12 protein-coding genes are annotated in these 14,996 nt (G+C 52.0%); 7 read left to right on the forward strand and 5 right to left on the reverse strand.

From position 1 onward, the window contains the following. Positions 1-173: 173 nt before the first annotated feature. Positions 174-815: a TetR/AcrR family transcriptional regulator gene (locus AC1RKC_RS01085; RefSeq protein ID WP_020826978.1), complete on the reverse strand. Its 642-nt coding sequence runs from the start codon at positions 813-815 to the stop codon at positions 174-176. 1,307 nt (positions 816-2,122) lie between these two features. Here AC1RKC_RS01085 and AC1RKC_RS01090 point away from each other — a divergent pair. Both AC1RKC_RS01090 and AC1RKC_RS01095 read left to right on the forward strand, forming a co-directional pair. Further along, positions 2,123-3,448 carry a lysine N(6)-hydroxylase/L-ornithine N(5)-oxygenase family protein gene (locus AC1RKC_RS01090; protein WP_349525631.1) on the forward strand — a complete coding sequence of 442 codons (1,326 nt, stop codon included), beginning with the start codon at positions 2,123-2,125 and terminating at the stop codon, positions 3,446-3,448. A gap of 29 nt (positions 3,449-3,477) precedes the next feature. Continuing rightward, positions 3,478-4,356 carry an ATP-grasp fold amidoligase family protein gene (locus AC1RKC_RS01095; RefSeq protein WP_020826976.1) on the forward strand — a complete coding sequence of 293 codons (879 nt, stop codon included), beginning with the start codon at positions 3,478-3,480 and terminating at the stop codon, positions 4,354-4,356. A 152-nt stretch (positions 4,357-4,508) separates the two neighbouring features. On the opposite strand, the gene AC1RKC_RS01100 is transcribed toward AC1RKC_RS01095, so the two are convergent. The 4 genes from AC1RKC_RS01100 to AC1RKC_RS01115 all read right to left on the reverse strand — a co-directional run bounded on the left by AC1RKC_RS01100 (position 4,509) and on the right by AC1RKC_RS01115 (position 9,184). Then, the gene (locus AC1RKC_RS01100; protein ID WP_020826975.1) at positions 4,509-5,318 is read right to left on the reverse strand and encodes an SDR family oxidoreductase; all 810 of its coding nucleotides are present in this window, start codon (positions 5,316-5,318) and stop codon (positions 4,509-4,511) included. Next, on the reverse strand, positions 5,318-6,232 hold the full coding sequence (gene iolE, locus AC1RKC_RS01105; RefSeq protein WP_129982816.1) for a myo-inosose-2 dehydratase: 915 nt from the start codon (positions 6,230-6,232) through the stop codon (positions 5,318-5,320). Before iolE ends, AC1RKC_RS01100 begins: the two co-directional genes overlap by 1 nt. 14 nt (positions 6,233-6,246) lie before the next feature. Further along, positions 6,247-8,091, reverse strand: coding sequence for a 3D-(3,5/4)-trihydroxycyclohexane-1,2-dione acylhydrolase (decyclizing) (gene iolD / locus AC1RKC_RS01110; protein ID WP_046375030.1), 1,845 nt, complete (start codon positions 8,089-8,091; stop codon positions 6,247-6,249). 151 nt (positions 8,092-8,242) lie between these two features. Beyond that, positions 8,243-9,184 carry a MurR/RpiR family transcriptional regulator gene (locus tag AC1RKC_RS01115; protein ID WP_142815170.1) on the reverse strand — a complete coding sequence of 314 codons (942 nt, stop codon included), beginning with the start codon at positions 9,182-9,184 and terminating at the stop codon, positions 8,243-8,245. Positions 9,185-9,539: 355 nt separating this feature from the next. On the opposite strand from AC1RKC_RS01115, the gene AC1RKC_RS01120 reads away from it, so the two are divergent. The 5 genes from AC1RKC_RS01120 to AC1RKC_RS01140 are packed head-to-tail and all read left to right on the forward strand — an operon-like array spanning position 9,540 to position 14,925. Further along, positions 9,540-10,973 carry an NAD-dependent succinate-semialdehyde dehydrogenase gene (locus AC1RKC_RS01120; RefSeq protein ID WP_020826971.1) on the forward strand — a complete coding sequence of 478 codons (1,434 nt, stop codon included), beginning with the start codon at positions 9,540-9,542 and terminating at the stop codon, positions 10,971-10,973. A gap of 9 nt (positions 10,974-10,982) precedes the next feature. Next, complete coding sequence (locus AC1RKC_RS01125; protein ID WP_046373492.1) at positions 10,983-11,798, forward strand: HpcH/HpaI aldolase family protein; 816 nt, start codon at positions 10,983-10,985, stop codon at positions 11,796-11,798. 1 nt (position 11,799) lies between these two features. Beyond that, a complete protein-coding gene (locus tag AC1RKC_RS01130; protein WP_493092230.1) occupies positions 11,800-12,780 on the forward strand; it encodes a hydroxyacid dehydrogenase in 981 nt (326 codons plus the stop codon). Between the two features lie 22 nt (positions 12,781-12,802). Continuing rightward, a complete protein-coding gene (iolG, locus tag AC1RKC_RS01135) occupies positions 12,803-13,798 on the forward strand; it encodes an inositol 2-dehydrogenase (protein WP_493092229.1) in 996 nt (331 codons plus the stop codon). 5 nt (positions 13,799-13,803) lie between these two features. Then, entirely contained in the window at positions 13,804-14,925 is a 1,122-nt protein-coding gene (locus AC1RKC_RS01140; RefSeq protein WP_493092228.1) for a Gfo/Idh/MocA family protein, read from the forward strand. The last annotated feature ends 71 nt before the right edge of the window (positions 14,926-14,996 follow it).

Here is a 14,996-nt window from a genome sequence, read left to right on the forward strand (position 1 = left end):
AATGCGCTGCAGGGCGTCGTCACGCGTATCCGGGTAAATGGCTCAATATGGCCAGCGACGCCATAACTTTAGGCCCCCTGGCAAAGGTCACCACGGGGCGGACAGTAAAACATCAGGCGTGGTAAACGCTTCTCAGCCAGGTTTTGGTCATCACCGCTTTCTCAGGTTGTTAGTTAAAGCGCCACATAGCGCAGCGTTGCCACGACGGCCAACCGACGGTTGCGGATCACCTGATCTTCCGGCGGTTCCTGACTTTCAAACAACGTATTAAAGGTGTACCTGTTGGCAACATAGTGGAAGCACAAACTGCTGATCAAGCGATGCACGTCCGTGGCGCAGGCGTCCGGAGTGAATTGCTGCCCTTGTTTACCGCGTTGTAAAATATCCTCCAGCAAGGTCAGGGCGCTTTGATTCAGCGCCTTGATGCGTGACGACTGACGGATGTATTGGCCGCGCATCATGTTTTCCATACAGATCACACGTATGAAGTCGGGGTGTTCCGCATGGTAGTTAAAGCTTTCTTCTACCAGTCGGGTCATGGCCTCTACCGGGGGCAAAGCATGCAAATCCAAGCCCGACTCATGAGCGCGAATATGCTGATAGACGTGTTCCAATACCTCTATGTAGAGCGATTCTTTATTCTTGAAATGATAAACCACCATGCGTTTGGTGGTGGCGGCATGCTCGGCAATGTTCTCCATGCGTCCACCCTTAAGACCGGCTTCGGCAAACTCACTTAATGCCGCAGCGAAAATACGTTGCTTCAGGCCAACGGGGTCATTTTTGCGTTTGGTTGCGGGTATCTCATCATTCATCAAAACATCAGTCACTTATAATTTGGAGGACACCGGTTAAGATTAACCGGGGTCAGCTGGTAATACAATCTGGCAGGTTAGCGCTTTGTGAACATTGTCATCCTAAACGCCGATGCAGCATGCTCAGTAATAATAATGACACAAAGGCCGATACTGGGTCGTGAGCAATAATTATTCACTAGGGTTTTTGAATGCTTAAACGGCAGTTCAAAAATAGGGTGAAGGGAATAAATGTACTGAGAAAGAATGCAATGAAATCGTGTTGATTTTTTTCGTCTCTGCAGTTAATGGTGAGCGGATTGTTTCGAAATCAGGGGCCTTTTACATAAAAATCCTAAGATAGCCTAAGAACATTAACTACCCATAACAGGATGATATTTGCTCAGATGGGTTTTTCCTTTTCCTCTGCCAATAGGTCCTGATTTCAATATTAGCTTTCCTTGGCATTGATCAAGAAAGAAAAGATCCGAAAGAAAACAGCGTTGGTTTTAACGCGACTCAATGTTAAGAGCGTGCCCATTTATGCCAAAGTGCCTACGTAAGCGGAAAACGGGGCTGAGTCGTCATGGTTAAGCACGCTATCATCGGTGAAATATCTGAATTTTCTGTAGATAGAAAAGCCTCCATTGCCAAAAGACTGTCTAAGGTTAGAACTAGAGTTGATTTGCAGGGGAAAGGTACGGGGTAAGGACAGTTATCAGGTTCAGAGCCGCTTGGCGGCGGGTTTCACTTGATAAACACGATCTCCAACCCTGGTTAAACCAAGATGAAATTTTATGATTTTTTACGATTTCACTTTTAATTTTACATTAACAACGTCGATTTTGGTTTTAATATTATTTTTTTTCACATGCCAGTCATCCGCTTTGAAGCTACTCTTGTTACGTAATGTCTAATAAGGAAGATGTCATGTTTAATAGGCAAGTTAACATAGGGACATGTTATGGATTACTCTGTTAATTCAGTGGATGTTATTGTCTTGAAAATCTCTCTCAAAGCAATGTCATTTTATAACTCTGCAGAATATGGTTTTATTTTAACTGAAGAACGACTGTCCAAAAGAGATACGTTCGGGTTTTCATGAGAATAATAATGGCGGTTGATGCGGTTGTTTTAATCTTTTGATCTTAGAACTATTCATTGTGAGATGTTAGAGCTCAATGGCAATAAGTCTGGCGTTATTACATAGATGCCACTGCTGCACGATTTATTTTAACGTCAATGCCGGGATCAAATTTCGTTACGTTATTTTACCAGACCAATATTATATTTCTGGAAAAAGATTTATTCACTCAGGAGCACACTCAATGAACCAGCGTTTGGACTTTATCGGTATTGGCATCGGTCCGTCCAACCTAAGTATTGCTGCGCTTGGTAGCGAGATCGAAGGGTTTAATTGCAAATTCCTCGAGCGCAAACCGCACTTTTCTTGGCATCCGGGCATGATCCTGGCAGATAGCAGTATGCAGACCCACTTTTTGAAGGATCTGGTGACGGCGGTTTCACCCACCAATCCTTACAGTTTTCTCAACTATCTGGTGAAGCGGAAAAAGTTCTACCGTTTTCTGACCAGCGAACAGCGTACCGCCTCTCGTGAAGAGTTTGCCGATTATCTCAACTGGGCTGCAACGGGGTTGGACTCACTGGTGTTCAACCAAGAGGTTCAGCGGGTGGAGTTTGATGACCGTCAGCGACAGTTTGTCGTTACCACTCAAAACGACGTATTTTACGCCAAACACCTTTGTGTAGGCATAGGCAAACAAATTAAGCTGCCAGACTGCGTGACTCAGCAAAATGATCAATGCTTCCACGCCAGCGAAATGATGTTACGCCAGCCTAACCTGGCCGGAAAACGTGTGGCGATCGTGGGTGGGGGGCAAAGCGGGGCCGATCTGTTCCTGAATATTTTTCAGGGGCAATGGGGCCAACCAGAACAGCTGAGTTGGATTTCCCGCCGCAATAACTACAACGCGCTTGATGAAGCGGCATTTGCCAACGAGTATTTTACGCCAGAATATGTCGAGAAATTCTGCACGCTAAACAACTCAGCCAAGCAACACATGTTGCACGAGCAAAAGATGACATCTGATGGCATCACCAGCGAGTCTCTGTTAGCTATCTATCGTGCCATGTATCACCACTTCGATGTACTTCGCGAGAAACGATGGGTGAAACTGTTGCCCAGCCGTTCAGTGACCGCCCTTACAGCCAAAGATAATTTCTATCGGTTAGAGACGCAGCATCACCTTGATCAAGGCCACGAAATCGTTGATGCAGACGTGGTGATTTTTGCTACCGGTTACCAACAGGTGCGCCCGGCGTTTCTTGAATCTCTGGCTCATGGTCTATCAACCACCGCCGATGGGCAATACCGTATTGCCTCTGATTTCACCTTTGAGCGCGAAGGTGAAGCTGAGAACTGCTTGTTTGCCGTTAACGCCAGCATGCACCACCACGGTATTGCCGATCCTCAACTCAGTCTGATGGCCTGGCGTTCAGCCCGGATCCTCAATCGCGCATTAGGCCATGACCAATTTGATTTGAGCACGCCCCCAGCGATGATCCAATGGCGCAGTGAGCAACAACAACCTATAGCTTCAGCTTCCTTTGGTGCCATTCAGTCACCGTTTTAATTTTGTCGTCAAATGATGAGACAGGGTGTATGAGAAGAAATATTAATAAATTTATCATGAATCAACTGGCGACATTTACGCCGACCTTCAAGACAAAATTTATCTACAAAAAGGCATTCGGGAAAAAATTGAATCTCAATCCACCGGTAACGTGGAACGAGAAAATAAATTATCTAAAACTTAACGATTACAGTAACAACGCGCTGGTTACGCAGTGTGCCGATAAATACGCAGTGCGAGAGTATTTGAAGGCGCAGGGATGTGAAGAAATTCTAAACGAGCTGTACTTCGCCTGCGACTCTGTACATGAGATCCCATGGGATACGTTACCCGAAAAGTTTGTGATCAAGGGTAACCATGGTTCTGGTTACAACCTGATTTGCCAGGACAAAAGTAAGTTGGACATTGGGCGAGCCTCTAAAATCATAGATAACTGGATGCGAGAGGACTACTGGAAAGTCTATGCAGAATTAAACTATAAAAAGATAAATAAAAAGATAATAGGTGAAAGATATATAGAGTCTGCGGGTGGCCATGGCCCGGAAGACTATAAAATATACTGTTTCAATGGCGTACCTTACTGCACGTTACTCTGTGTCGGTAGGGATAAAGGCATGCCGAAATATTACTTTTTTGACAAAGACTTCAAGTTCCTGTGCTACAGCCAAGACTGCCTGGCCCTTAGCCCAGAAGAGATCGACGCTTTTGTTAAACCCGAGGGTTACGACGATCTTTTTGAATACGCGAGAAAATTGTCGGCGCCCTTCGAGTTTGTTCGTGTCGATTTCTATATCTCCAATGGCAAAGTCATCTTTGGTGAGTTGACCTTCACCCCCTCTGCAGGGATTGATACGGATATTCTCGAACCCACAGACATTTTGCTTGGGAAGATGCTTAATCTGAAGTAATACCCTGCATTAATAGAATGCAGCCTAAGGAAAATAAATGGCTTGGTGATTTTTTGGGCAAGTGTTGTCGCCTTGGAAGTCGCTAATACAGTTTTGACCCGACACCCTGCGAGTAGTGCAGGGTGTCTTTTTATGTGCGTGGCAAGCAGGAATCAGAGCGGGGCGGAGGGAGAGGGCGTCTGATCGTACCCCCCCCAGACTGACTGATCGAAGTTAACGATAGAACCGGTCATCAGGCCGGATTCATCGCTGGCCAGGAAAGCGACGGTACGTGCCACTTCTTCTGGCTGAATCAAACGACCAAAAGGCTGCTCGGCGGCGGCTTTTTCCAGCCAGTTATCCTCGGCACCATGATATTGCTTCATTATGCGGTCTTCCCCTTCGGATGCCATCCACCCGATGTTCAGACCATTGACGCGGATCCGGTTGCGTAACAGGGCGTAGGCGGTGTTGCGTGTCAACGTAGCCAATGCGCCTTTCGACGAACAGTAGGCGGAGATAAAAGGCTGCCCGGCCAACGCTGACATGGAACAGATGTTAACAATGCTGCCCGCCGTATTTTCACGACGCATAATTTTTATCGACTCTTGCATCAGATAAAACGGCCCGCGAACATTGGTGGCAAACATCTTGTCGAACAGCTCGGGGGCCGTATCGATGATGGTGCCGCGATCGGTCATGCCCCCGGCGTTGACCAGAACATCGACGCGGCCAAATAATTCATCTGTTTTAGCGATAACCCGGCGACAGTCTTCCACGGAAGATAAATCGGCGCGTACAAAAATCACTGGGGTGTCAGTTTCTGCATTTAACCTCTCAGCGATTTCTGCGCCTTTTGCCTGGTTTCTTCCGCAAATAATCACCCCGGCGGCCCCTTGCTGGCTAAAATGGCGCGCGATTGCGGCCCCCAGCCCCTGCGTGCCACCGGTGATGACGGCCACTTTTCCGACTAACTGATCCATCATATATCTCCTTCTGTATAGCGATAGCCTGCCGCGCTGAGCGCTTTGCACAGGGTGTTATAGCCGAGACGGGCATACTCAAGGGGCGGCGCTTTGGCCGGATCCTGTTCGGCTTCAACCACAAACCACCCCTGATAACCTATAGCGGCAAGCTTATTAATGACGGCGGTGAAATCGATGGATCCATCACCCGGTACGGTATAAATGCCCTTCAATACGGCATCCAGAAAAGAGTCTTTATGGCGGTCGATACCGTTTAACACATCCAAACGGACATCTTTGGTATGCACATGGATGATGCGATCGCCATGTTTTTCCAGCACCCTGACAGGGTCCACGCCGGCGAACACCAAATGTCCGGTATCAAATAACAGGCCAACGTCTTTACTGGTTGCCGCCATTAAGCGGTCAATATCCTGTTCATCTTCAATTGCCGTGCCCATATGATGATGGAAGGCGAGTGGCACGCCGAAATCCTTGCAGAAGGCGGCGAATCGAGACAGTTTGTCGCCGTACTCGCTGATTTCTGCGTCGGACAACCGACGTCGTTCAGCCAGGGGGACGTTCTGCCGGTTCTGGATGGTACCGGCAGTTTCTCCGTAAACCAGGCAGGCGGCACCGCAGTCGCGGAAAAGTTGCATTTGTGGCAGCGAGCGGCTGATTTCTTCGTTCAGGCTGTTATCAAGCAGCGTGCCCGAATACCATCCCGAGACCAGTTCAAGCTGGAAGTATTTCAGGGTAGGTTTGAGCTCCTCACTGGTTTTTGGGAATTTGCCGCCCGTTTCAACGCCCTGAAACCCCGCAAGGTGGCTTTCAAACAGGCAGGTTGCCAACGAGGTTTCGCCCCCTAGCTGAGGGAGATCGTCATTCGACCAAGCGATAGGCGCGATGCCAAGCTTTGCTTTAAGAACCATGTTCTGCCCCTTCTTTAAATGCCGATACGCTGATTTTTGCGTCCTTCGAGATGTTCGCGATGCGCCTGGTTAACGCTCTCGCGCTCGCTCACTTCCGGCACGCCGACATCCCACCATGCATCTCCGGGCGTCCAGTGGTGGGCGTCGGTGGCAATGGAAATTACCGTGGTACGATCGTTGCCTTTGGCCCATTTAAGGGCGTCTTCAAGCTGTTCTAGCGAGGTCACCTTGCGGGCATAAGCCCCCATCGACTCGGCATTGGCGACGAAATCCACCGGGAAAGGCTCTTTCACGCGGCAATCCTTAAGCAGGTTATTGAAGGAAGCACCGCCTTTGGCGTTCTGCAAACGGTTGATCACCGCATAACCGCCGTTGTCGCACACCAGTAAAATAAACTTATGACCGGACAGTACGCTCGAATAGATATCTGAGTTCATCATCATGTAGGTGCCGTCCCCAATCATGACGAAGACATCCTGTTTTTTGCCCGCCATGGCGGCTCCCCAGCCTGCAGAGAGCTCATAACCCATACAGGAAAAACCGAACTCACAATCGAAGGTGCCGGGATCTTTGACACGCCAGCCTTTCACCAACTCGCCAGGCAGCCCGCCGGCGGCACTGATGATGTAATCTTCCGGCGCCGCCACTGCATTCACCACGCCGATCACCTGGGCGTAGCTGGGGACATCGGCGGTGACTCCAGGTTCTTGGGTTTTTGCAATCAGTGCGTTCCAGTCAGCAAAAGCCGCTCGTCCCTTAGCCAACCAGTCGGGTGCGGCCACCCATTCGCCCAGTGCATGGTTTAGCTCGATAATCCCTTCACGGGCATCGCACACCAGCGGAATAGCGCGGTGTTTATGCGCATCAAAGCGCGCAGCATTGAGTGAAATGAACTGTGCCTGTTGATCGAATACCGTCCATGAGCCGGTGACGAAATCCATCAACCGGGTTCCTATGGCGACCACGACATCGGCTCGGGAAGCCAACTCATTGGCTGAGGTGGAACCAAGAATACCAATCGGCCCCATATGGATAGGGTGGTCATGCGTAAAAGCGCCTTTACCGGCAATGGTTTCCACGACGGGTATGCCATGGCGAACCGCGAAAGCCTCCAGTTCAGCTTCCGCCTGTGAGTAGCGCACGCCTCCACCAGAGATAATCAATGGGCGTTTGGCGTTCATCAGGCATTGTGCTGCGTGAGCAAGCTGAAGGCGATCGGGCCGTGGACGAGGCATCAGATGCAACTGCGGGGCGAAAAAGGCTTCCGGGTAATCCCAGGCCATTTCCTGCACGTCCTGACACATGCCGATAAAGGCCGGGCCGCAGTCGCCCGGATCCAGCATGGTGGCCACGGCCTGCGGCAGCGAGGACATGATTTGTTCAGGATAGGTGATGCGGTCCCAATAGCGGCTTACCGTTTTGAAAGCATCGTTGATGGTTTGTGTCGGATCGTTGAAATGCTCGATCTGTTGCATTACCGGATCCGGATGCCGCCGCGCAAAGCTGTCGCCGCAAATCATCAGCATGGGCAAACGGCTGGTGTGCGCGACGCCGGCAGCGGTTAGCAGGTTGGCGGTACCCGGCCCGATCGAAGCGGTAACCACCATGATCTGCCTGCGAACCATCGCCTTGGCAAAACCAATAGCCGCAAAACCCATCGATTGTTCATTTTGGCCGCGCCAGGTTGGCAAAATATCCTGTACTGCTTCCAGCGCTTCACCCAGACAGGTGACGTTGCCATGGCCAAAAATCCCATACACGCCGGGAAAAAGCGGGACGCGTTCACCCTCGATTTCCGTAAACTGGTTGCTCAGATAACGAACGACTGCCTGAGCCGCTGTACAACGAATCTTGGCCATATCTTCCCCCATTCGGATTGAACGCCTGAAAGCAGCATGATTATTTTTTTTGCATTTTAAATTGCTGTTTATTTTAATTGGCAATAAAAATTGCAAATTCAAACGACAAGACTCCCATCCCGACAGGGCAGAAGTCTGTTTTAAACGTGATTCAACTGCGATGACGCTTGCGGTTCCCCTCACTGCGTTTTTCACGCTCGGTAATGGTTTCAATGCAGGGCTGGGCTTTTTCCGGCTGTAATGCCGCAGCCAATGCCATCGCAATGCTCTGCGCCAGACACACCGGCGCCGCCAGAGATCGCGAAAAACTGTATTCTTCTTCCGGTATGGTAAACAGCACTTTTGCACTTTTCGCCAGTGGTGAAAGCTGACTGTCAGTAATGGCCACAATAGGGATGCCACGCGCACCGGCATCATCCGCAATGGCGATCACTTCTTTCGCGTAATGGCGAAATGCTATGGCAATAAGCACATCATTTTCCCGCATATTGTTGGCCATTTGCGGTGCCAGTCCTCCGGCAGCATCCAGCAGTATCACGCGACGATTGAGCATGGTTAAAAGATACCGCATCAACGACGCGACAGGTTCCGAGCGCAGCTGGCCGGCAATATAGACAGTTTCAGCTTCCTTCAGCAGATGGGCGGTCTCATCGAGATCCTGTTCGGTGATGTTATTCAATAACTCCTGCAGCGTTGCGATATCACGAATGACCAGACTTTGCAGGAAACCCAAGCTGCCTTTTTCATCATTTTTTCGCAGATCATTTTCCAGGGCGGTGATCCGCTCGTTGTAACCGGGCGCTGCCGTAGCCAACCGTGTCTGGAAAACGCTCTGCATCTGTTTAAAACCGCTATAACCAAAAGCCTGGGCAAAACGCACCAACACCGATGGATGTAATCCGCATTTGGCCGCCACGGCGTTAATCGACTCCAGAGCAACCGTATTGGGGTTCTGGGTTATGTAGCGTGCCGCCTGCTGATAGCGCTCCGACAACTGCGGATAGCGTCGGGTGATTTCGTTGACGACCTGCTCGTAATTGTCATGAGGTAGCGGTTTAAGCGCGGCCAGAGTTGGGTCTGTTTTTTTCACCATCAGAATTTCCTTTCCAGGCATTAGCCAGTCATTTTCCAGCACGCTACAGCAATAAAAATTGCAAGTAAAACTCACATGCAATTATTTCTATCTCATTTGCCTTGGGCTGGGAAAAATTCTTCGTGAGATTTGTGATTCATCTCTAAAATATTTATTTCAATTACGGGTGCGTATTGAAATTTTCAAACCAAAATAATTTTTAATGTCTTGATATATTTGAGTTTAAATCGATTTTAATTATGATTTTTTGCCCAAGGTGGTGTTGTTGCAACTTTTATTGCTGTGTGTCTAGTATTGCAAATATTGATGCTTTAGCGGCACTCTGCCGAAGCAAAATGCTGAGGGACAACCCATCATGTATGACAATTTTGGACAGTTTATCAACGGTGAGTGGTGTACCGGCCGTGGCACCGAAAGGATAACGGTGATCGACCCGGGCAAGGGCTGCGAGTTGGGTCAGATTAAGGCGGCGTCTGCGGTGGATACGCTGGTTGCGTTGGACTGTGCCGATCGAGCATTTCCCGGCTGGAAAAACACACCGGCCTGGCAACGCGCGGATCTGCTTCAGGCGGTAGCGCGTGCCATGGTGGCGATAACGCAAGAAGCCGCAGTGATGGTTTCGAAAGAAAGTGGCAAACCCTTGGCGCAGGCAAAACGTGAATGGGAGCTGTCTGTCGATCAGTTTATTTGGCATGCGGAAGAGGCGCGGCGCATCTATGGGCGAATTGTCGAAAGTCGCGTTCCCGCAGGCCGCTGCGAAGTCCTGCATGAGCCGATCGGCGTGGTGGCGGCGTTCACCGCCTGGAATTTCCCGGTGGTATTGGTGGCTCGCAAACTGGCCCCCGCACTTGCCGCAGGCTGTACGGTGGTGTTGCGTCCTTCGAGTGAAGTACCGGGTTCCGCGATGCTGATCTTCGAATGTTTGCGTCAGGCTGGGCTGCCGGCCGGCGTCGCCAACCTGGTGGTGGGGCCGACCGCAACCACCTATGGGCCTTTAATGTCATCGCCAACGGTCAGGAAGGTTTCCCTGACTGGCTCTACGCAAATCGGTCGGCAGATGATCCGCGATTCTGCATCAACCATCAAGCGGCTCAGCATGGAGTTGGGCGGCAATGCGCCAGTAGTCATTTTTAACGACGCCGATATCGATAAAGCGCTAGATCTCTCAGTTGCCACGAAATTTGCCAACAGTGGTCAGGTGTGTGTAACCGGCGATCGTTTTTATGTTCATGAACACTGCTATCAGGCCTTTGTGGAAGGCTTTGCTCGGCGAGCCAGCCAGCTGAATGTGGGTTATGGGCTCGATGAAGGCACCACCATGGGGCCGCTTATCAACATGAAACGGCTTCACGCGATCGAAGACATTGTTACCGACGCGCGCGCCAAAGGCGGAAGAGTGGTGACTGGCGGGCATCGTCTTGAACTTGGCGGGGGCTATTTTTATGCGCCCACGGTGATTGCCGATTTACCCGACGATGCGCTCGCAATGGCTGAGGAGAATTTCGGCCCCATTGCGGCAATCACTTCTTTTAGCGACAGCGAAGCCTTATGGGACAGGGTTAACAATTCCAATTTTGCGCTCTCGGCCTATGCCTTTACGCGAGATCCGGCTCGGATCCGCGAAGCCGTTTCTCGCTTCGAGTCCGGCATGGTGGGGATCAACAGCTATGCGCTGGCAGCGGCTGAAGTGCCGTTCGGGGGAATCAAGGCCAGCGGTATGGGACGTGAAGGGGGTTCAGAAGGTATCCACGACTACATGAACACCAAACTTGCACAGATCGTGGTTTAAGGAGCCGCAATGAAACGCAATAACGTCAAAAAGCGTTGGGATGAGGGGCAAACGGTGTTGAACGGCTGGCTGAGCGTTGCCAGCGCCTTTACCGCCGAGATTATGGCTGAGCAGGGGTACGATGCGCTCACGATAGACCTCCAGCATGGGTTTGTCGGTTACGAACAGGCAACCCATATGCTGCAGGCGATGCGCGCCAGCGGTATAGCCCCGCTGGTCAGGGTGCCCTGGCTCGAACCGGGCATGATCATGAAGGCGCTGGATGCCGGGGCCTGGGGCATTATTTGCCCGATGGTAAACACTGCCGAACAGGCCCGTACCCTGGTTTCCTGCGTGCGTTATCCCCCCACTGGCAGCCGGAGTTTCGGCCCGACCCGTGCGGTGATTTCTGCCGGCGCTGACTATGGTCAATTCGCCGATGAGCAGGTGGTCTGTCTGGCTATGATCGAGACGGCCGAGGCCGTTGAAAATATCGAATCCATTGTGGCTACGCCAGGTCTGGACGGCGTTTACATCGGCCCGGCGGATCTGACGCTTGGCTTGACCGGACGAAAATACCGTACCGGGTTTGACCGAGACGAGCCCGAAATCATCGAAGCCATAAAGCATATCCTGGCCACTGCGCATCGTGCAGGCAAGAAGGCAGGGTTGCATAACGGCACTGCCGCCTATGCCGCGCAAGCCGCTGAATGGGGCTTTGACCTGGTGACGGTATCCAACGACGTACAACTGCTGCGGTCCGCGGCTTCAGCCAGCGTGGCGCAGTTTCGTCAGTTGAATGGCGAAGTCAAAGACGCAGAGCACGCCGTTCGGGGAGGGTACTGAAATGCCGCATGTACTGGTGGCCGGAAAAATCCACGATGCCGGTTTGGCCATCTTATGCAACGCACCTGGCTTTACGGTACAGCTGGTGGCGGAAGTGAGCGTGGAAAGTTACGCGCCTTATCTTGCCGAGGCCGATGCATTGTTGATTCGCACCCAACCCTTGAGCGCGAAAGAAATCCAGACGGCTCGGAGACTCAGGATCGTCTCGCGCCATGGCGTGGGATATGACTCGGTGGACGTGGCGGCTTTGACCGAACGACAGATCCCACTGACCATTATCGGCGATGTCAATTCACTGTCGGTGGCTGAACATACCTTCTCCTTGCTGTTGGCTTTGGCTAAGCGTCTCTGTTACTTCGACCGCAGTATTCGTGAAGGTGAATGGAACAGACGCAACGGGTTTTCCGCGATGGAAATGGCCGGAAGGACGCTTTTCATCCTGGGTTTCGGCCGTATTGGCAGGGAGGTGGCCCGGTTGGCTAAAAGTTTCCGCATGCGGGTTACGGCCTACGATCCTTATCTTCCAGACGAGGTGTTTACCCAGCTCGGCGTTGAACGAATGGGTGACATCAGCACAGGGCTGAAGACCGCCGATGCGGTCACTGTTCACCTTCCACTCAGTGACGAGAAACCGCTGATTGGCCGACAGCAGTTGGCGATGATGAAACCGGGCGCACTGTTGATCAACACCGCACGAGGGGGAATTGTCGATGAAGAGGCGCTCGCGGAAGCCTTGCAAAGCGGACATCTCGGCGGCGCCGGTTTAGACGTGCTGAAACAGGAGCCAGCAAACCTCGGTTCGACACTGATAGCGCAAACTGAACGGCTGATCCTCACGCCACACTCTGCCGGGCTCACTGCAGAGGCGGCGATGCGAATGTCAGTGTCGGCCGCCTCCAATATCCTCGATTTTTTCAATGGTCAGCTCGAGAGCGGACTGGTGGTTAATCAGCAGGCCCTGAAGCTTCATGGCCATAAATAACTGACTTCTTATGGAGACTGTCATGATCAGAATTGCGATTCTCGGCGCCGGGCGTATCGGTCAGGTACATGCGGCGAATGTGGCTCGTCATAACGATGCATTTCTTGCCGCTGTTGCAGACCCTGTTATCGAAAATGCCCAAGCGTTGACCGCGGCCTGGGGGGGCGTTGCGTTAGCGGACCCGCTTGAAGCCATTCAAAACCCTGATATTGATGCCGTCATCATAGGCACACCCACGCATACCCATATTGATCTGATGCTGGCCGCGGCTAAAGCCGGCAAGGCGGTGCTGTGCGAAAAGCCGGTGGATTTGGATATCACCAAGGCGTATGCGGCGCAAAGGGCACTGGGCGAGCATGCCAGTCAGGTCATGCTGGGCTTCAATCGCCGGTTTGATCTGGGGTTTAGTGAGATTAACCAACGTATCCGCAGTGGCGATATTGGCGACCTTCATCAGGTGATCATTACCAGTCGAGATCCTGGATTGGCGCCCATGGGCTATTTGAAAAACTCGGGAGGAATTTTCCGTGACATGGTGATCCACGATTTTGACCTTGCCCGCTGGATCCTGGGCGAAGAGCCGGTGGAGGTGTTTGCAACCGGCAGCCGTCTGTTCGCCCCCGAACTGGAGGCGTTGGGCGATTATGACACTGTAATGGTGCAATTGCGCACCGCCTCAGGCAAACAGTGTCAGATCAACTGCAGTCGCCAGGCAATCTATGGCTATGACCAACGTATGGAGGTGTTCGGTTCCGGGGGGATGTTGTTGAATGACAACCTGCGGGCGACTCCGGTTAGACGTTATAGCAAGCAAGAAACCGAAGCGCGTGGGCCATTGCTTAACTTCTTCATGGAGCGCTATAGCGATGCCTACCGGCTGGAAATAGACGCTTTTATCTTGGCAATTAAGCAGGGCACACCTATGCCGATCACGGTGCATGACGGTTGCATGGCCTTGAGGTTGGCGGATGCCGCTCAGCTTTCCGCAGACACTCATGCGGCTGTGGCGCTGGATTGAGGAGAATGGCGATGCAAAAAATCGGTATTGGACTTATTGGCACCGGCTTTATGGGGAAATCGCACGCCAGAGCCTGGCGTGCCGCTGCCACGCTTTCCGGTGATATTCAGCCGGTATTAATCAGCGTGGCGGATATTGACGCCGCTGCGGCTGAAAGCGCCGCGCAGCAGTTTGGTTTTATGCGCTGGACCCAACGCTGGCAAGATCTGATCGATGATCCGGATATTGATGTTATTTCGATAACCTCACCAAACAGGTTTCACGCCGAACAGGCCCTTGCCGCCATCGCGGCGGGGAAACATGTGCACTGTGAAAAGCCCTTGGCACCGGACAGCGAGACCGCTGAGCGAATGCGCCTTGCGGCAGAGAAAGCCGGTGTCTTCACCCAGGTGGGGTTCAATTACATTAAAAACCCGTTGCTGAAGTTGGCTCGCCAGATGATAGCCAACGGCGATTTAGGCGAGATTACCGGCTTTAGGGGGATCCACGCGGAGGATTTCATGGCGGATCCTGCAATCCCCTGGTCGTGGCGGTTAGATCCGGCCGGAGGGGCCGGCGCGGTGGCGGATTTGGGCAGCCATATTCTGGGTATGGCCAGATTTTTGCTCGGCCCGGTAAGCGAAGTGTTCGCCTCTCTCGATACGGTGATTAAAGCTCGGCCGGAAAGCGCGGGTTCGAGGGTGCTGAAACCGGTAGAGGTTGACGACATTGCGCGTCTGACCTTGAGGTTTGCCCGCGGTTGCGGTGGCCATATCGAGGCCAACTGGGTCGCCACGGGCCATAAAATGCAGCTGGGGTTTGAAGTCACCGGTACCCAGGGGGCCCTGAGCTTCAATCAGGAACGTTTTAACGAAATCCAGTATTTCCGTTATGACGACACTAGCGGCCTGAACGGCTTTAAAACGCTGGTTGCCGGGCCGGAGCACGCGCCTTACGGGCTTTTTTGTCCGGCTCCGGGGCACCAACTGGGGTTCAACGATCTAAAAACCATTGAAATGCTTGAGTTCATTCAGTCAATTCAGCGGGGAGATACACAAGGGCCAGATTTTAAAGAGGCGGTTGAAATACAGCGTCTGGTGGACGCTGCGGTACGCTCATCCGCGGAACGAAGCTGGATCGCACTTTGACGAGTCCGTTCGTATGGCAGCCCCTTTTGGGTTGTTCTGACGTACGGGCGGCGTCACCTGCGTTAGCTATG

Source organism: Serratia sp. GW822-FHT06E05 (genome assembly GCF_058799445.1).

Coding starts and splice junctions, on each gene's coding strand:
- AC1RKC_RS01090 (WP_349525631.1), top strand. CDS start 2,123: ATGAACCAGCGTTTGGACTTTATCGGTATTGGCATCGGTCCGTCCAAC.
- AC1RKC_RS01140 (WP_493092228.1), top strand. CDS start 13,804: ATGGCGATGCAAAAAATCGGTATTGGACTTATTGGCACCGGCTTTATG.
- iolD (WP_046375030.1), bottom strand. CDS start 8,091: ATGGCCAAGATTCGTTGTACAGCGGCTCAGGCAGTCGTTCGTTATCTG.
- AC1RKC_RS01085 (WP_020826978.1), bottom strand. CDS start 815: ATGAATGATGAGATACCCGCAACCAAACGCAAAAATGACCCCGTTGGC.
- iolE (WP_129982816.1), bottom strand. CDS start 6,232: ATGGTTCTTAAAGCAAAGCTTGGCATCGCGCCTATCGCTTGGTCGAAT.
- AC1RKC_RS01095 (WP_020826976.1), top strand. CDS start 3,478: ATGAGAAGAAATATTAATAAATTTATCATGAATCAACTGGCGACATTT.
- AC1RKC_RS01115 (WP_142815170.1), bottom strand. CDS start 9,184: ATGGTGAAAAAAACAGACCCAACTCTGGCCGCGCTTAAACCGCTACCT.
- AC1RKC_RS01120 (WP_020826971.1), top strand. CDS start 9,540: ATGTATGACAATTTTGGACAGTTTATCAACGGTGAGTGGTGTACCGGC.
- AC1RKC_RS01100 (WP_020826975.1), bottom strand. CDS start 5,318: ATGGATCAGTTAGTCGGAAAAGTGGCCGTCATCACCGGTGGCACGCAG.
- AC1RKC_RS01125 (WP_046373492.1), top strand. CDS start 10,983: ATGAAACGCAATAACGTCAAAAAGCGTTGGGATGAGGGGCAAACGGTG.
- iolG (WP_493092229.1), top strand. CDS start 12,803: ATGATCAGAATTGCGATTCTCGGCGCCGGGCGTATCGGTCAGGTACAT.
- AC1RKC_RS01130 (WP_493092230.1), top strand. CDS start 11,800: ATGCCGCATGTACTGGTGGCCGGAAAAATCCACGATGCCGGTTTGGCC.